12 protein-coding genes are annotated in these 18,337 nt (G+C 67.7%); 6 read left to right on the top strand and 6 right to left on the bottom strand.

From position 1 onward, the window contains the following. Window positions 1-38 precede the first annotated feature (38 nt). Window positions 39-1,604 (top strand): TolC family protein, encoded by a 1,566-nt coding sequence (locus TS85_RS13790; protein WP_162184723.1) that lies wholly within the window; start codon window positions 39-41, stop codon window positions 1,602-1,604. On the opposite strand, the gene TS85_RS13785 is transcribed toward TS85_RS13790, so the two are convergent. Next, entirely contained in the window at window positions 1,593-1,784 is a 192-nt protein-coding gene (locus TS85_RS13785; RefSeq protein WP_044332888.1) for a hypothetical protein, read from the bottom strand. The two genes, TS85_RS13790 and TS85_RS13785, sit on opposite strands and share 12 nt — an antisense overlap. A gap of 164 nt (window positions 1,785-1,948) precedes the next feature. Between TS85_RS13785 and TS85_RS13780 the strand changes: the two genes are divergently transcribed. The 3 genes from TS85_RS13780 (at window position 1,949) to TS85_RS13765 (ending at window position 6,239) form a co-directional block, all read left to right on the top strand. Next, window positions 1,949-2,941 carry a DUF6492 family protein gene (locus TS85_RS13780; RefSeq protein ID WP_044332886.1) on the top strand — a complete coding sequence of 331 codons (993 nt, stop codon included), beginning with the start codon at window positions 1,949-1,951 and terminating at the stop codon, window positions 2,939-2,941. An 81-nt stretch (window positions 2,942-3,022) separates the two neighbouring features. Further along, window positions 3,023-3,973, top strand: coding sequence for an IS481 family transposase (locus tag TS85_RS24750; RefSeq protein WP_227698489.1), 951 nt, complete (start codon window positions 3,023-3,025; stop codon window positions 3,971-3,973). A gap of 133 nt (window positions 3,974-4,106) precedes the next feature. Continuing rightward, window positions 4,107-6,239 (top strand): TonB-dependent siderophore receptor, encoded by a 2,133-nt coding sequence (locus tag TS85_RS13765; protein WP_052507930.1) that lies wholly within the window; start codon window positions 4,107-4,109, stop codon window positions 6,237-6,239. On the opposite strand, the gene TS85_RS13760 is transcribed toward TS85_RS13765, so the two are convergent. The 5 genes from TS85_RS13760 to TS85_RS13740 form a co-directional block, all read right to left on the bottom strand. Then, entirely contained in the window at window positions 6,236-7,360 is a 1,125-nt protein-coding gene (locus tag TS85_RS13760) for a polysaccharide pyruvyl transferase family protein (protein ID WP_044332882.1), read from the bottom strand. The two genes, TS85_RS13765 and TS85_RS13760, sit on opposite strands and share 4 nt — an antisense overlap. A 17-nt stretch (window positions 7,361-7,377) precedes the next feature. Further along, on the bottom strand, window positions 7,378-10,044 hold the full coding sequence (locus tag TS85_RS13755; RefSeq protein WP_044332881.1) for a glycosyltransferase: 2,667 nt from the start codon (window positions 10,042-10,044) through the stop codon (window positions 7,378-7,380). A 10-nt stretch (window positions 10,045-10,054) separates the two neighbouring features. Beyond that, complete coding sequence (locus TS85_RS13750) at window positions 10,055-10,690, bottom strand: hypothetical protein (RefSeq protein ID WP_044332880.1); 636 nt, start codon at window positions 10,688-10,690, stop codon at window positions 10,055-10,057. 94 nt (window positions 10,691-10,784) lie between these two features. Then, window positions 10,785-12,956, bottom strand: coding sequence for a glycosyltransferase (locus tag TS85_RS13745; RefSeq protein ID WP_044332879.1), 2,172 nt, complete (start codon window positions 12,954-12,956; stop codon window positions 10,785-10,787). Then, window positions 12,953-13,690, bottom strand: coding sequence for a hypothetical protein (locus TS85_RS13740; RefSeq protein WP_044332878.1), 738 nt, complete (start codon window positions 13,688-13,690; stop codon window positions 12,953-12,955). Before TS85_RS13740 ends, TS85_RS13745 begins: the two co-directional genes overlap by 4 nt. Window positions 13,691-13,956: 266 nt before the next feature. Between TS85_RS13740 and TS85_RS24195 the strand changes: the two genes are divergently transcribed. Beyond that, entirely contained in the window at window positions 13,957-16,857 is a 2,901-nt protein-coding gene (locus TS85_RS24195) for a glycosyltransferase (RefSeq protein ID WP_052507929.1), read from the top strand. A gap of 13 nt (window positions 16,858-16,870) precedes the next feature. Next, window positions 16,871-18,337: a tetratricopeptide repeat protein gene (locus tag TS85_RS13730; protein ID WP_044332877.1), complete on the top strand. Its 1,467-nt coding sequence runs from the start codon at window positions 16,871-16,873 to the stop codon at window positions 18,335-18,337.

The raw sequence follows: 18,337 nt of genomic DNA, 5'->3' as shown, positions 1-18,337 counted from the left end.
CTCGGTTTTTTTGCTGCGCGGCGGTCGCGGCCCTCTCGGTGCTGCCAGCACATGCGCAGACCAGCACGTCGTCCGGGGAATCGGGTATCGCCGCGCTCCCGCAGACCACGCCGCCACCGCCCGTGACCACCGATCCGGTGCCGTCGAGCCCGGTGCTGCCGCAGACCAGCATCGGTGGCCAGCCGGGGCAATACCCGCTCGCGCCGTCGCCGCGACCGATCGCGACACCCGGTCCGGTTCCGGATCAGCCCCTGGGCGTCCCCGCGCGTCCCGGGGCGCAGCCCACGCGGCCGAGCGGCGTGCCGGCGCAAACCGCCCCCGGCGGCCCCGCGCCGACCGGCGCCGAGCAGGAGGCGCAGCGCATCCGGATGCTCAACGGCATCGCCACCGGACGCTCCGGCCCCGACACCGCGCCGAGCCCGAATGCCCTGGACTTGGTCAAGGCGTTCGACCTTGGCTATGAAAACGATCCGACGTTCCGCGCGGCGGTCGCCGAGCGGCAGGTCAACCGGCTGACCGCGGACCAGTCGATCGCGGGCTATCTGCCCTCGGCCAGCTACAGCTTCGCCAATATCCCGACCGAGAACGGCACGCGGCACGTCGTCAGCGTGACGCAGCCGCTCGTGAGCGTCAGCGGCTATGCCACGCTCAAGCAGCGCGGGCCGCGCCGGCGCTATGCCGATGCGACGTTCGAGGTGCGCGAACAGGATCTGGCGGTGCGGACGGTGACGGCGATCACCGACATCATCAAGGCGAACGAGGCCAGCGCGCTCAACGAGTCGAAGATCGAGGCGTTGCGCACCCAGTCCGATCGCGCCGAGCGGCTGTATCGCAACGGGCTGGGCACGATCACCGACGCGCGCGACATCCAGGTTCGCTACGAACAGTCGCTGGCGAACCGCGTCCTGCTGCGCAGCGACCAGATCGCGGCGGCGGCACGGCTCGAATCGATTACCGGGGGGGCGGTCGAGACCGACGACTTCCGGCTTCCGTCGCATTTCGGACCGATCGCGCTCCAGCCGGCCGATTCCTACCTGATGCGGCAGGAGACTGCGAACCCGCAGATCGCAGCCGCGCGCGAGAATGAGCGTATCGGGCGTCTCGAGGCGCTGCGTACGCGCGGGTCGATGTTCCCCGTGGTCGGCGCCAGCGCAACCTATTCGTCGCGCGCCGGGGTCGAATCGAGCTATGTCGGCCTCTCGGTCAACGCGCCGCTGAACGCCGGCACCTTCTTCCAGTCGGGCGCGGCCAATGCGACCGCGCGGCGTTCCGCGGAAGAGCGCCGCGCGACCGAGGCGCGCGCGCGCGTCGAGCTCCAGCGGCTCTACGCGCTGGTCGACGGCGGCCAGCAGGCGCTGGCGCTCAGTTCGAAGGCGATCGAGTCCGCGGAACTGAGCGTGTACGCCAATACCCAGAGCTATGAGGGCGGGGTGCGCACCAATGTCGACGTCGTCAACGCGATCCAGACCGTGTTCGAAGTCAAGAACACGCAGGTGACCGCCGCGACGACGCTGGCGCTGAATTATCTCAACCTGTTGCTGCTCGCGGGCGTACCGTCCGAAGACGCAGTCGAGGCGACCCAGCGCTTCCTGCTAAATCGCTGAGCCAGCCGCGGCCAACTCCGAAATCGCGTCGAGGATCCGGTCGCCATGTTCGATGCTGGCGATGAGGCCCAGGCTCAGCCACACGGCCTTGATGCGCGCCAGGTCGCCAGCGTCCATATCCGCTACGCGCCCGCGATGGAGCCCAAACACCTTGAAATCCTGGGCCTCGAGCGCGCGCATCACCTCGTCGAGATCGGAGCGCCTCGTCGCGACCCTGGCCGATCTCGACGCGGGCCTCGCCATCGCACACCAGGTTTTACGAACCGCCCTTCTCTCCCGCGCCGCTGGCCTATACGGGTGCGTGGCGGGACCGCCGCTCGCGCGGGAACGGCCTGCCCAGAGACATGGCCCTGAACCTGCCAGACCAAGAGGATCGCAACGTGTCCGAACCCCCAAAACTGCCCGCCAAGATCGACATTGCGACGGTGGTGTATGAGCCTGAAATCGCGCTGCTCAAGCTCCAGGCGCGCTCAATCCAGAAATTCTTCCGGCATCGCGACATCGGGAAAATTTATATCATCGTCAACGAAATGGCGCCGGAGGCGACCTATTCCGCGCTCAAGCGGTTTGTCGTAGATGAATATGGCGAGTTGCTTTCACAGGTCGAAGTGATCCCCGCCTCGCATCTGATGCGACCGCATGTCGGCGAGAGTGGCTGGCGGACGCAGCAGTCGCTCAAGCTGCTGGTCAGCATCTATATGGAAAACGACCATTATCTTTTGCTCGATGCGAAGAACCATTTTGTCCGGCCGGTGTCGATCCGCAACTTCTTCGATCCCGCGACGGGGCTCATGCGCTCGTCCCGTGTCGGCAACCATGGCGCGCTTGATCATTATCTTCAGAACAGCCTGAATTATTTTGGGATCGAGCCGCGCGATTTCTCGCTGCCGATGACGACTCCCTATATGATGTCGACGAACATCGCGCAGTCGCTCGTCCAGTATGTCGAGCAACGCGAAGGCGTGAAGTTCGATGACTTCATGCATGGTTCCGAACACAACGTCACTGATCTTTTTCTGTATTACGCCTATATAGAATTTCTTCTGGGCGGGGCGGAGAAATTCTACAGGTTCGGCCCACGTAACAGCAAATTGATGTTTGCGCATTTTGCATCTACGCCATCGCAAGTTGACCGGGTGCTGGGGGCGCTCGAGGACTCGAAGATCCTCAGCTTTGGCCTGCACCGCAATTGCGTGGCGGCGCTAACGGAAACCGACCGCGCCCGGATCATCGCCTTCTGGGTGAAACAGGCGCTTTTCGCGACCGAGGCCGACGCTCGCGGCTTCTTCGCCTTTCTCCTGGAAACGACGCAGGGGCGGGCGATCAGCGCGCTCTAGCTGTGAGCTTTCAACAGGTTGTTCATCCGACCCGAACCGGGGAGACTGAGGTTGCGAAGCTTCAGGAACCAGGAGAGCCGGATGAACATCCACAAGAATGCCCGAACGATCGGCTCCAGTCGAGCCGAGATGGTGCGGCGCGTGACCAAGCTAAACGAGACACCGAAGGCCGTCGCAACGGCCTTCGGTGTCTCGGTCCGAACCGTGGCCAAGTGGCTGGCCCGGTATCGCGCCGAGGGAGAGGCTGACCTGCCCGACAGGCCTTCACGCCCGCACAGGCTGCGTAAGCCTACACCGCCCGCCATCGCTGAGCAGATCGCCGCGCTGCGCCGTCAGCGCATCACCGGCAAGCAGATCGCCATCACCGTCGGCGTCTCTCCAGCCACCGTCAGCCGGGTACTCTCGAGGCTCGGCCTCAGCCGGCTGCGCGATCTTGAACCCGCCGAACCGGTCCGCCGTTATGAGCGTGAGCACCCCGGCGAACGCATCCACATCGACATCAAAAAAACTCGGCCGCTTCGAGCGCGTCGGCCACCGTATCACCGGCGACCGGCAGTCCAACAGCCGCGGGTCGGCTGGGAGTTCGTCCATGTCTGCATCGACGACGCCTCGCGCGTCGCCTTCAGCCAGATACTCCCCGACGAAAGGAAGGAAAGCGCCGTCGCCTTTCTTCATGCCGCCATCGCATATTACCGAAACCTCGGCATCACCGTGACCCTCGTGATGACCGACAATGGCTCCTGCTACCGAAGTCGAGCCTTCCGCGACACGTGCAAAGCTCTGGAATTACGCCATATCCGTACAAGGCCCTACACGCTAAAAACCAACGGCAAGGCCGAGCGCTTCATCCAGACCAGCCTGCGGGAATGGGCTTATGCCATCGCCTACCCAACCTCGAACGACCGCAAGGCGGCGCTCGATCCATGGCTCCACAATTACAACTGGCATCGCCCGCACGGCAGCCTAAAATCCAAAACACCTATCAGCCGCCTCGGCTTGGAACGGAACAACCTATTGAGGCTTCACACCTAGCCCGTCCGCTCCCCTGCTGCGCGCGTCAGGTCACCGCGTCGCAGTCACTCTATTGCGTCGCATTCGCAATAGAGCTAAGCGCGCCTGAGAATTGCTCAGGGGGGCTTTGGTGATACGTTCGACACTTCCATTCGTGAAACTCGCGCTGCTGGCGGCCAGCGCGCTGTCGGTGCCGGTACTGGCGCAGGACCGCGTTGGCGATCAGGCGTCCGATAGTGGGGACCGCGAGAATGACGATATCGTCGTCTATGGCAGCGGCATCGATCGGAACACCGCGGCCACCGGCCTCGATCTGACTCCGCGCGAGACGCCCCAGTCGATCACCATCATCACACGCGAGCAGATGAATGATCAGGCGGCGACGACCATTTCGGACGTGCTCGAATATACCACCGGCCTTTCGGTCAAGCGCGTCGACCGCGGTCGTAATCTCCTGTCGGCGCGCGGCTTCGACATCACCAACTTTCAGCTCGACGGACTGCCCTTCGCCACCGGCAATGTCGGTCTCGAGGAATCGAGCACGGCGATCTTCGATCGGGTCGAAGTGATCCGCGGCGCCACCGGCCTGTTGCAGGGGGCGGGCGAGCCCTCCGCATCGATCAACATGGTGCGCAAACAGGCCGAGGCGCGCGAGTTTACCGGCACGGTGACGCTCGACGCCGGCTCGTGGAATCGCTTCTCGGGCATTGTCGACGTCAGCACCCCGCTGGCGGCCGACGGCGCGGTGCGGGCGCGCTTCGTGGCCGAGGCGTATACGCAGGACGCCTTTGTCGACCTCGAAACCGTCAAGGGTACGACCTTCTACGGTACGATCACCGCCGATCTGGGGCCGGGCACCCGGCTGAGGGTAGGGGCGAGCTACCAGAAGGTCGAGCGCGACGGCGTGATGTGGGCCCAGCTTCCCTATTGGTACGCCGATGGCTCGATCGCCGACTGGTCGCGCTCGCGGACCACGGGCGCCGACTGGAATGCGTGGGATACCGAGGACATCGCGGCCTTCGCGTCGCTCGAGCAGGATCTGGGCGGAAGCTGGTCGCTGCGCGGCGACGTTTCCTATTTCCAGCAGACCGAAGATTCGAAGCTGATCTGGCTATGGGGCAATCCGGACAAGACCACCGGCATCGGCATGGAGGTATGGCCTTATTGGTATCGCACCCAGCCGAAGCAATGGAGCCTCAACCTCCAGGTCAAGGGCGGCTACCGGCTGTTCGGGCGCGAGCATGAACTGGTGGTGGGCGCGATGTACAGCCATCAGAAGAGCGGCTGGACCAATCGCGATCCGATCGCCAGCACCGTCGCCCCGGTCGGGGACTTCAACACATGGGACGGCAGCTATGCCGAACCCGAATGGGGCGACCGCTATCGCATGAGCGGTTTCGGAACGACCAAGCAGACCTCGCTCTATGGCGTCACCCGGCTCCAGCTTTTCGATCCGCTCAAGGCGATTCTGGGCGGACGCATCACGACCTGGACGCGCGACGAGGAGGCGGCGCTCTATACGCCGGCGCCCTATACGATCGAGCACAAGAATCGAGTCACCCCCTATGCTGGCCTGATCTTTGATTTCACTGCCAATCTTTCGGCCTATGTGAGCTTCACCAGCATCTTCAACCCGCAGACCGCGCGCGACCGCAACGGGCGCTATCTCGATCCGCTCGAAGGCAACAACTACGAAGCGGGCGTGAAGGCCGACCTGATGGACGGCAGGCTGCGCGCATCGGCTGCGATATTCCGCATCGAGCAGGACAATTTCGCCGTTCCCGACACCGGATATCTCGTTCCGGGCACCACCGAGGTCGCCTCCCGCCCGGCGCAGGGGACGGTGTCGAAGGGCTATGAGATCGAAATGCAGGGCGAAGTGGTGCGCGGCTGGGACATCAGCGTCGGCTGGAGCGACTTCAAGGCGGTCGACGCGTACGATGTCGATGTCCAGGCGCATCAGCCGCGGCAGGTGTTCCGCCTGGCCACCAAATATGAGTTGGGCGGGGCGCTGGCGGGCGCGAGCATCGGCGGCTCGCTCCGCTGGGAGAGCCGTCCGCCCCAGACTGCGGAGAATCCAGCCACTGGCGTGGTGGAGCCGGTGGGCCAGGCGCCCTATGCGCTGGTCAATCTGATGGCCGCATATGACCTGACCAAACAAATGTCGCTCCAGCTCAACGTCAACAATCTGTTCGACAAGGAATATTACAACACCAATTCCTGGTTCGGCGGCTATATCTATGGCGAGCCCCGCAACGTCCGCGCGACCTTGCGATACGGTTTCTAGGCGCGTTCTCGCGCCCCCAGCGTCTCCCGCGCGATCCGCCGCCAATGGCGGTCGAGCGCGGGGGCAAGCCCGGCGAGCGCCGCGGCGCTCTCGCCGGAATCCTGCTCGGGGCGCGGCGCCAGTGCCTCGGCCCAGCGTTCGAACAGGTCCGCCTCGCGTCCGATCTGCGCCAGGAACCCGTCCTGCTTGATCAGCCGGGGCCGCGCCACGATCCGCCCGGGGCGGCCATAGGCGAAGGCGGTGATATAGCCGTGGAGCGAGCAGCCGATATACGCCTCCGCGCCCGCGATGGCTGCGGCAATCTCCTTCAGCCCGAGCGGATCGTCGAGCAGCAGGTGCGGCGCCGCCATCGCCGCGCCAACGCGCTGCGCGACGAGATGGTCGCCATGGCATTGCCCGATCGCCACCAATAGCGGCGTGCGCCCCGTCGCGGCGGCATGGCCGTCGAGCAGCGCGGCAAGCCCGGCCTCGCCCCCGGCGTCGATCGCGCGCGCCTTGATATGGATCGCGACATAGCGCCCGGCGGCCATCCGCTTGCGCGCGAGCAGCGCCGCCCAATGCCCCGCCAGCGTCTCGCGCGGCCACATCGCGGCGATCTCCACTGCGGTATCGGGCACCACCGCCACCCCGCGATGCTTCAGATAGCTGCGGCTCGCGCGGTCGCGCACGCTGACATAGGCCGATTCCGCCAGCGCGGGCGCGACGATCTCCGCGCGCGCCTCGTCCGAAAAGCGATGCGGCACCCCCGGCGCGTTCCACAGCACCGCGCGCCCGGTCAGCGCCCCCAGCCGCGCCGCGCCCGCCCACAGGCCGGGATAGGCCCAACGATCGATCGCCTCCGGATAGTCGGGCAGGCTTGCGCTGCGCAGATGGATGATATTGCCCCCGCCGATCAGGAAGGCGGCATAGCGGTCCCACGCCTCGGCCAGTGCCGCGATCGGGCGCGGCGCGATCGTGTCGGCCCAGCCGGTGTCGGTGCCGACGGGCGAATAGGCCTCGACGCGGATGCCGTGCCGCGCCAGACGCCACGCGGCGATCAGTGGGAACAACAGGTCGCCATAGTTGCGCACGTCGAACGTACCGGTCAGCGCGATCGCTGGCGCGGGCGGCGGCGGCGCCATTTATCGCGGCGGCGGCGTCACGCGCTGGCAAGCGCCGGCCACACCCGGTCGAGCATCGCCGTCACCCGCGCCTGCCAGCTGATCGCCGCCAGCGTCGCCGCGCGCGCCGGATCGACCGTGGCGGGCGCCGCCAACGCGGCCTCGATCGCGGCGATAAAGTCCTCGGCATTGGTCGCGACGCGGACGAAAGGAGTCATCTCGTCGAGATTGGCGACATCGCTCGACACGATCGGCAGCCCCGCCGAGAAGTAATTGTAGATCTTCAGCGGGTTCATCCGCGCCGTCAGCGCATTGCGCTCATGCGGCATGATCGCGACGTCGAACGCGCGGAGCAACGCCGGCAGCCCGGCATATTCGACCACCCCGGTCAGGTGGACGTTGGGGAAGTCCGCCAGCTCGATCGACTGCGGGCTGTCATGCGTCGATCCCGCCAGCACGAAGCTCCATTGCGGCCGCGCGCGCACCACTTGCGCGAGCAGCGGCCAGTCGATCCGGTCGCGCAGATTGCCGACATAGCCGATGATCGGCCCCGACACCCCGGCGAGCAGCGGGTGCGGCGCCGCGGGGGTATCGCCCGCCGCGAACAGTTCGGCGCCGTTGGGCACGACATGGACCTGCGGCGCATGATCGCGAAAGGCGTCGGCGACGGGGTCGCAATTGGTGAACACCAATTCGCACCGCGCCAGCGTCTCGCGATACGCCGCGTCGACGCGCTCCAGATATTTGGGCGCGGCCTGCCATGCGCGCTGGTCGTCGATCAGGTCGGCGACGCGCAGCGCGAAGGGGATCGCATCGGCGATCGCGGCGAAATCCCACACCACCGGGCATACCCAGGCGATCGTGCGCTCGGGCGCGAAGCCCGCGGCGGCCAGTTCGGCAGCGACCCATTCGGGATAGCGCTCGGCGGCGGGAAGGTCGCGGCCATAGAGCGCGGTGCGCGATGCGTCGCCCGCGATGAACAGCCGCTGCTTGCACCGATCGGTATCGAGCGCACCCAGCCAGCGCGCCATCGAATTGCGCAGCACCAACCCGTTCTGGCTCGAATTCGACAACAGCTCATTCTCGGCGGCGATCAGCTGCTGGCTGGTCATCGGCGCGTCGAACAGCATCACCCGCCCGATCCGCGGCGATTGCAGCAAATGCTTGACGACCATGTCCGATCGGCGCCCGTACAGCCCGGTGTCGTTCTGCTTCCAGAAGAACGCGACGTCGATCCGCTCGCCCGACGTCGGGGAGGGGGCGGGCCCGTCCATCGCCGCGGTCGCCGCGACGCGCGCACCGAAGGTCTCGGCCGCCAGCGCCGCCATCCGTTCGAATTGCGGATAGGCCCCGCCACTAGCGGCCTGCGCCTCGTCGATCGCGCGCGCCAGCCGCGTCGCGTTCACCGACTTGCTCAGCTCGCCCAGGAAGAAGCGGCGGATCGCCGGCGCGTCGCTGTGCCCCGCGCGCTTCGCCGCCGCGAGCCCGCGCAGCGTCTCCGCCAGCGTCTCGGGCGTAACCGCAATGGCGCCGCCTGCCGCGATCACGTCGCGCAGCGGCGGCACCGCGGTCGTCAGCACCGGCTTGCCCAGCGCCGTCGCGTCGGAGATCTTTGCCGGGATCTGGAATGCCGCGATCGGGTCGCTGGGGTCCTGAAGGATCGGCACCGCGTCGGCGGCGGCGAGGATTCCGGCCAGGTCACCGAACGGTGCATTGGGAAAGAAGCGGATCGTCGCCTGCGTGTACCGCGCAAAGGCCTGGACCTGGTTCGGGTCGGGAAAGTCGCCGACGATGTTGAGCGTGATCCTGGCGTCGCCGATCGCGTCGAGCGCGGCGGCGATGTCGCCCAGCCCCTTGTGCGCGCGCGGCGTGCCGACGAACATCAGCGCGAACTCGTCCTCGGCGATGCCCATTGCGGCGCGCGCGCGTGGGGCGTCATAGCGCGCGGGGTCGAACACCGTCTCGTCGCGGGCATGGCGGACGATATGCCCGCCGAACCGGTCGCGCAGCGCGACGTTGGACACGGTCACGGCATCCGCCTCGCCGATCAGCGCCTCGCACGCGCGCGTCAGCAGCGCCTCATAGGGTTCGTCGAACGCCGCGGTGCCGCCCGCCAGCAATTCTTCGAAGCTCGCCGGGGTCCGGTCCTCGAAAAACGCCAGCTCATGGTCGTCGACATCGACGATCATCGGGCAGTCGCTGTGGCGCTTGATCAGATAGCCGAGCAACAGGCTGGGGAAGCGCGGCTTGCAGACATGGACGAGGTCGAAGCGCGTCCGGCTCGCCTCCAGTGCGGCGAGGGTGAAGAAATCCTCGAACCCCTTTGCCGGGAACGCGCGCATGTCGAGCGCCATGCCCTCCAGCGGCGGCCACAAAGCGCCCCCGAAGCGGCTCCATAGCGGGCCGATCAGCTGCGGCTCCCAATCGACCGAGAGCAGGTCGTACAGCGCATAGGCGCGCCCGGCAGGGTTGTGCGCCAGGTCCCAGCTCACCACCGCCGCCCGCCCGCGCCGCGTGCGCGCCGGCTGCGCTGCCGCTTCGGTCAGCGGCGCGCGGTCGGCGCTCGCGCCCAGCTGCACCAGCTGGCGGCGCATCGCCGTCGCCTCGGTCTCCAGCGCGATCCGCTCGCGCGTCGCCTTTGCCAGCGCATCGGCCAGCACCATCAGGTTGCGGGTCAGCCGCTGGGTTGCGGGGTCGCTGCTCATCTGCTGCTGCTCACTGCCGGGCGATCGAGGTGCGGCATAGGGCGCCATTGGCCTTCACTTCGAAGACCAACACGCCCAGCTCGCGCATATCGGCGGGGTTGGATGGCTCGGCGGTCGTGGTCAGCGTCAGCTCGGCGCGGCGCAGTGGGTCGAGTTCGAACACCGGCGTCACGATCCCGTCGCCGCGGGGCAGCGCGATGTCATAGACCGGGGTGCCGCCAATGCGCAGCGTCATCGGCTTGCTGCCCAGCCCGGCGACGCTGGGGAGGTACAGCCCGAGCTGGATCGTCTCCGCCCCGGCGATCGCCAGCGCGGCCTCGGACTCGATCCATCCGTCGGGATAGGCGCCGAACTGCCATTCGGCATCGACCAGCACGCTTGCGTCGATCGCGATCGTCTCGCTTTCGTGCAATTCACCCGATGCGCGGAAGAAGTCGGCGCGATAGCCCGTGTCCTTCGCATCGGCTGCGACGACATATCCGCCCGCGCCGGTCGATCCCGCCCAGCGGCTGCCGTCGACCACGCGCAGCGGCATCGATCGCAGGAACAGGTTCAGGTCGGCGGGCTTCTGGTGCGCGTACATCGTGCCTTTCCAGTCGACGAACCACCGGCTCGTATCGGCGAAGAAATACAGCACGGCACTCATCGGATTCCCCCTCGCCTCGCGCGGGCCACCTTGGCGCAAAACGGCGTCACGTCAAAGCGCCTCCCCGTCATGTGTCGGCAGGGCACGCCGCGTGTCACGCTGGCGGCTGGGGCAGGATCGCTGCGGGCGCTTCGAACGGTCGCGCCTCCAGCGGATAGGGGACGTATAGCCGCTCGGTATCCGCCGCGCTCGCGGCGTCCTGGTGCCATCGCACCCAGGCTTCCCAATATTCCAGCCGCACGGCGGAGAAGCGATGCTCGTCGAACGCCGCGACGCCGCTCTGGGTCAGCGAGGCGGCATGGTGCAGCCCGATCGCCAGCGGGCGGCGAAGCTCGATCGTGGTATTCCGGCCCAGCATCTGGCGGACGCGCCACGCATATTCGGAATCGGCGCCGGTCCGCACCGAATCGAAATAGCCGACCCGCGTCAGGACATCGGCGCCGAAAAAGGTCGAGGTCGGGTTCTCGTGCAGATAGCCGCCCGCGCGGCGCACGACGGCGCGACCCATCTCGTCCATCCGGATCCACATCGATGTCGAAAAGGCGATCCCCGGCTCGGCCATCGCCTCGAGATGGAGCGCGACGCGCTGCGGGTGCATCCAGTCGTCGCTGTCGTGAAAGGTGTAGAAGTCCGAGCGGAACGCCTCCAGCGCGCGGTTCTTCGAGCAATAGGTGCCCATGTTGGTGCGATTATACATCGGCACCACGCGCGTATCGGCATCCGCCAGCCGCTCGATCGCCGCGCGTGAGCCATCGGTGCTGAGGTCGTCGATGATCACCAGCCGGAGATTGCCGTGCGTCTGCGCCAGCACCGATCGCGCCGCCAGCTCGATCGTCTCCGCGGCGTTGAAACAGGTCATCACCACCGTCACCAGCGGCCCGTTGCGATCGGGCCGGGTCAGCGGGGTGGGCAGGTCGAACACATGGCCTTCGCGCTTCGACGGCGGGATCAGCCCGGGCGCGGTCAGCCCGCTGCGCGTGAAGTAATTGTTCAGCTGGTCCTGCCAGCCGCGCTCCTCGCCCGCCGCCAGATAGGCGTTGGCGAGCGTCAGGAACAATTCGGTGACGCTGCCCCCGGCCTTCAGCCCGGCGGCGGCGCGGCGCACCGCCTGATCGGGTTCGCCCTCGGCGATGAAGGCTTCGGCGATATAGCTGATCGCGGCGGGGGGCATCTTTGCCGCCAGCGCCTCGGCGGTGCCGTGATACAGCCGCCGTGCCGCGACGTCGGTCACGCCGCGGATCGCGCCGAGCTGGTAATGCACGTCCCAGTCGGTCGGGCGGTCGCCGAGCAATTGCTGATAGATTTCCTCCGCCTCGTCGGTGCGTCCGATGCGCAGGCACGATCGCGCGAGCAGCTTGCGCGCCTGGACCAGGTCCAGCGGCAACAATGCGGCGTGCAGCCTCTCGTCGTCGAGCAGCGCCTCCAGGCAGGTCCGCGCCGTCGCTGCGGCGTTGAGGTCGAGCATCGCGCGCGCATAATAATAGATGGCGAAGGATTTGAGCGGCTCGGGCGCGCCCGCCGGGGGGGCAAGTTCGCCCGAATCGACGAACAGCCGGTGCAGCGCGCTGCGGTTGCGCATCTCGTACAACAGCCGGATCGATGTCCGGATGAACTCGGCATCGTCGCTCGCCTGGATCTGCGCGATCAGCGCGTCGACATCGATGTCGAGCAACGCGTTGCTCGGTCCCTCGGCGCCGGTTTCCTCGATCGCGCGCGCCGGGGCGGGGGGCAGGGTGCCGGGAACGAGCCCGCGAAAGGTCACGCGCTCCAGCTCGACGTCGCCGGGCGCCTGGCCGAGTTGGATCGCCAGCATCAATTCGCCTTCGATCCCCGCCGGGACGACGAAGCGCGTCGTGCCGTGGATCGTCCGCCCGGTGCGGTGTTCGTGCGTCGGCTGCGATTTTTCCAGCCGATGCGTCGCGCCCTGGGTGTCGACGAGCAACACGCTGACCCATCGGATCGGGCTGCTCACGCCATGGCTATGGGTATAGCCCAGCTCGATCTCGCCCGCCGGGGGCAGGCATTCGCGCGGCAGCACGAAGGCGAGCCGCACTTCGCTGCTCGTCGTGCCCTTCTCGATCGCGGTCAGGCTGGCGGTGCCGCGCGGCGGCAGCAACCGGATCCGCGCCAGATCCTCGTGCCGGGGCGCAGAGAGGCGCCAGCGCGCGTCGATCTGGCCGTCGGCGGCAATCGTCGCGGTCGGCGCGATCGGGGGCGGGCTCAGCTCGGCATGGGTCGGCGGCTTGGCGGCGGGGGCGTCGATCACTGCCGATAGTCCTGCTGCGCGCGTTCGAACAGCGCGATATCGTCGCGGTTATGCCGCGTCAGAAAGGCATATTGCCGCGCGCCGACTTCGTCGCGGAGCGCGCGGAGTTGTTCGGCGACGGTCGCCTGGGTCGGGTTGGTGACGTTGAGCCGCAGCGGTTCGCCCTGGAAATCGGGGAAATGCGGCTTCAGATACGCCTCGAGCCGCGCCACCGATTCGTCGAACGCCTCGACCAGCCCGACATAGGGCAGTCGCTCGATTGTGCGCAGCGCGCGTTCGATCTCGGTCCCCTTGCGCGGCGGCTCGTTCGCGCAGAAGCGCTCGGTCTGGAAATTGATCGCCTGGCGATTGCCCAGCGCGACCAGCGCCCGGGCATAGCCGATGAACGGCAGCACCCGCGCCAGACTGGGGCCGATACTGTCCATCTGCTGAAGCCGCTCGAAGCTATAGGCCGATTTCAGCCGGAGCAGCGGGTGGCGGACGAAGATGATCGGCAGGATGTCGACATTCTCGATCTCCGGCAGCGGCAGCATCGCGGTGTGCGACGACACCGCCTGGAGCTCGGGATGCGCGGCGATGAACCCGGCCAGCGCGGCGCCGTTGCGGCGCGGCGGGATACCGTGGAACTCGACTTCGCGCCACGCGCTTGCGAAATGCCGGCGCAACAGTCCGTCGACCGAGGTGCCGGCATTTTTGAACAGGTGGTAGTGGACGATGACGGTTCGGCGGCTCATCCGCGTGTTTCTTTCCGCAAGCTCGCGCGACAATCTGGTCTTGCCGAGGCTCGGCCTTGGTCTTGCCGGGGCCCGGCGCAAGCAGCGCTATCGCCAGCCTGCACCGCGGTCAACATCGCGGCGCGGCAAGATCGGGTTGCGCACCGTTTCGGGGCAATGAATACTCCGTGATTGAATGGCCGTCGCCGTCTCTCTACGGCTATAATGGGAATTGTCGCCAATCGGGCGATGTTCCGGCGCAGCGTACCAAGGGGTCAACAGGCGGAATGAGCCGGTTCGAGGTTGTGGAGTTCGGCGTCGGCGGGGCATTGCTTCGCTGGCCGCGCGGTGAGTCCGCACCGCTCCACGCCGATATCTTCAGCGGCGGCGCGCATGTGCTGCGCGAAGCGATCCTGCCGATCGATTCGGACCGGCTGCCCGCGATGCCGGCAAAGGCGCCCGACGACCTCGCCGGATCGGTGCTGGCGCTGTTCGCGCGCGACCGGCGGGGCCGCTTCGCCGATCCCGACCATGGCTATGGCCTGCTCCCGCTCGGCGAGGCACGCCAGCTCTTCGCGCCGCCCTTCGCGATCCACGACGAGGACTATGGCGTCACGCCCTTGCCCGAGCTGGACGCGGCCACGCCCGCCGCGCTGGCCGGGGTCACCGTCGCGGTCACCGGCGCCTATCTGCACATCGTCGCCGCGCGCACCCGTGCGCCGGGCGACAGCGCGGCGGTCTATGTCACGATCGACGGTCGCCTTCATGCCGGCGCTATGCTGTCGCTCAAGGACAGCGACCGCGGCATCCTCGTCTCGCTCCCGCCCGATATTCTCGACGGACAGAACCATTGGGTCGAGGTGCGCGAGGGCCATTGGGGCGAGCCGCTGCATCGCGGCGAGCATCTGTTCGATGCGATCCTCACCCCCGGCGCGGCGCTCCAGACGCATGTCACGCGCGTCGAGCGTCCGGGGCTGATCCCCTTTGCCGAACAGCGTTACCAGGGGCTGACGATCACGCTGGAGCGGCTCGCGGCGCTGGGGGCGGAGGGGGCAGGGCTGATCGGCCTGGTCAGCGCCTGCCACCGCTATGTCCTGCGCGGGCCCCAGCCGCACCAGTCGCGGTTCGAACCGCGCGCGATCCCACCCTGCGCCGCGCCGCAATTCTCGATCGTCGTGCCGGTCCACGACAAGTTCCACTTCACCTATTTCTGCATCAACGCGCTGCTCTACACCTGCGCCGGGCTGCCGTTCGAACTGATCCTCGTCGATGACGGGTCAAGCGACGCGACGCTGGACGCCGAGACGATCTTCCCGGGGATCAAGCGTGTCCGGCACAAGGAGGCGCGCGGCTTCGTCCATGCCTGCAACGCGGGCGCCGCGGTCGCCACCGGCGCGCATATCGTGTTCCTCAACAACGACACCGAACCGCTTGCCCGCTGGCTCGAGGAACTGCGCTTCCCGTTCCACGCGTTCGACGCCGTGGGGCTCACCGGCGCGCGGCTGATCTATCCCGACGGGCGGTTGCAGGAAGCGGGCGGGATCGTGTGGGAAAGCGGCCAGCCCTGGAATTACGGGCGCGGCGGCAACCCCGCCGAGCCCCGCTTTAACTATACCCGCCAGGCCGATTATCTGTCGGGCGCCGCGATAATGGTCGCGCGCAGCGTGTGGGAGGAACTGGGCGGGTTCGCGGAGGAATTCGCGCCGGGCTATTATGAGGATACCGACATCGCGTTCGCGGTGCGGGCAAAGGGGCTGCGCACGCTCTACGCGCCCAAATCCACCGTGATCCATCACGAGGGCGGCACGTCGGGCACCGATCGCAAATCGGGGATGAAGCGGTTCCAGGACATCAACCGCCCCAGGTTCGAGGAGAAATGGCGCCGCGCCTTCGCCCAGCATGGGGCCGAGGGGACGACGCCCGACCTGGAGAAGGATCGCGGCATCGCCGGCCGCGCGCTGGTGCTCGACTATCAGTCCCCGCGCTTCGATCGCGACGCGGGCAGCTTCGCGATCAGCCAGGAAATCCGCACGCTCCAGGCTTTGGGGTATAAGGTCACGATCGCGCCGTCGAACTGCGCGCATCTCGGCATGTACACCGATGCCTATGAACGCGCGGGGTGCGAGCATCTCTATGCGCCGTTCTTCACCAGCCTGGGCGATGTGATCGATCGGCGCGGCGCCGAGTTCGACCTGATCTATATCCACCGCTTCGGCACTGCCGCCGGGCTGATCCCGCGCATCCGCCAGCGCGCGCCCAAGGCGAAGATCGTGCTCAACTGCGCCGACGTCCATTTCCTGCGCGAACTGCGCTCGGCGCGGCTTGCGGGGTCCTCGTCGGGATTCGAACGCGCGCTCAAGACTCGCAACGCCGAAGTCACGATCTTTCGCCAGTGCGACGCCGTGCTGACCTATAGCGAGATCGAGCGCGCGGTGATCGAAAGCCATATGGGGCTGCGCTCGAACGTCCGCATCCTGCCCTGGATCGCCGAGCCGGTCGAGGTGGCGGTCGCGGATCGCCCGCGCGAAGGGATCGCGTTCCTCGGCAGCTACGACCATCTGCCCAATCGCGACGCCGTCGAATTCTTCCTCGACCAATGCTGGCCCGGCATCCGGGATCGCAACCCCGACGTGACCTTCCACATCGCCGGCAGCGGGTTCGACGCGATGGCGAAGCGGATCACGGACGATCGCGTGATCGTCTCCGGCTGGGTCGAGGATGCCGCAGAATTCCTCGCCGCGCGCGCGCTGATGGTCGCGCCCTTGCGCGTCGGCGCGGGGATGAAGGGCAAGGTCGTCGATGCGCTGCGCGTCGGCACCCCCTGCGTGCTCAGCGGGATTGCCGCAGAGGGGATGCGGCTGGAGGAAGGCGTCGCGCTCCAGGCCGAGACGCCCGAGGACTGGGTCGACCGGGTCTGCGAACTGCTCGATTCGAGCGAGGCGCGGCATGCGATGGCCGAGCGCTCGGTGGCGTTCGTCGAGCGCAATTTTTCCGAAAGCCACGCGCTTCGCGCCTTTTCGAACATCCTCGCCTCGATCGACCTTCCCTATGCGATGCGCCCGGGGAAAATGCCCGAGACCGCGCTGGTCCAACGCCGATCGATGCGCGAGCAGACGCGCCTGTTCGACGCGCCGCCGCCGGAGGCCGCCCCCGCCGTGCCGGTGCGCGACGTCAAGCGCGTCGCCTGAGCGGCGGCGGACCATGGACCAAACGGGGCTGAACGCACTGCTGCGCCAGGCGCAGGCGGCGCGCGACGCTGCGCAATGGAGCGACGCAACCCGGCTGTTCCGTCAGGCCGAGGCGCTCGCCCCCGCAGCGCCGGAGATCAAGCACAACCTCGCGCTGATCGCCTTTGCCCAGGGCGATGCCGCGACGGCGCGCGTGCTGGCGGAGGCTGCGGCGGCGCTGTCGCCGGCGCTGTGGCAGGCACAGGCGCTGCTGGCGCGCATTCATCAGGCGGCGGGCGATCCCGTGGCGGCGGAGACTGCGCTCAACGCCGTGCTCGCCCGCGCGCCGGGCAATGCACCGGCGCGGCTCGGGCTCGCCAACCTCGCGCTCAATGCATTTGGCGATGCGCAGGCGGCGCGCGATCTGGTCGCGCCCCTGCTCGGCGATCCGCATCATGGCGACGATGCCGAACTTACGGCGCTGATGGCGGCTTTGTACCTCGATACCGACGGCGCCGCGCTCAGCGCGCGCCTCATGGCGTTCTCGCGCGCGCATCTCCGCCTGCCACGCCTGCCCGAACGCGCGCCGCGCGCGGGCCGGCGGCGCATCGGGCTGGTCTCGCCGCTGTTCACCAATTCGCCGGTCCATCATCTGACCTTCACCGCCTTTGCCGCGCTGGCCGAGCATCACGACCTCCATTGCTTCGCGCGCAGCACAAGGGCGGATGAGGGCACCGCCGCGTTCCAGGGGATCGCCGCGGGCTGGCACCCGGTCGCGCATCTCGAACCCGCCCAGCTTGCCCAGCGCATCGCGGGGGAGGGCATCGACATATTGTTCGATCTCGGCGGCTGGGCCGATGTCGCCGCGCTCAAGGCGCTGTCGGCAAAGCCCGCCGCGCGGATGTACAAATGGGTCGGCGGCCAGTCGGCGACGACCGGGATCGACGCGTTCGACGGCTGGATCGGCGATGCCTGGCAATCCCCCGCCGAGCTCCAGCCGCTCTATGCCGAGCCGCTGATCGCGATTGAGGGCGGCTATTGCGATTACGCCCCGCCCGCCGCGCTGCTCCGCTTGCGCGACGTGCCCAAGGCAGGGACCGCGCTGGTCGGCAATCCCGCCAAGATCACTGCGGCGACGATGGCGGCATGGCCCGAGGGCGTCGATCGCGTGACGCTGATCGATCGCCGCTATCTGCACGCCCGGACGCTGGAGCGCGTGACGGCGCTGCTCGCGGGCCATGGCATCGCGGTCGAGCGCGTGGCGGCGCCCCCCGGCCACCACGCCTATCTCGCCGAACTCGCCCGCTGCGCCGCGATCGTGAATACCCAGCCCTATGCGGCGGGGCTCACCGCCGTCGAGGCGCTGGCGCTGGGGGTGACGCTGCTCAGCGGTCCCGCGGTCAGCCCGGTGTTCGCGGCGCGGCACCATCTGTCCCACGCCCGGACCCGCGGTCGCAATCCGACGCTGGCGGCGCAACTGCGCGCCATTGCCGAACGATGA

It is taken from the genome of Sphingomonas hengshuiensis, assembly GCF_000935025.1.
Taxonomy (GTDB): domain Bacteria; phylum Pseudomonadota; class Alphaproteobacteria; order Sphingomonadales; family Sphingomonadaceae; genus Sphingomonas; species Sphingomonas hengshuiensis.
This window is presented reverse-complemented; position numbering and strand designations above follow the sequence as displayed.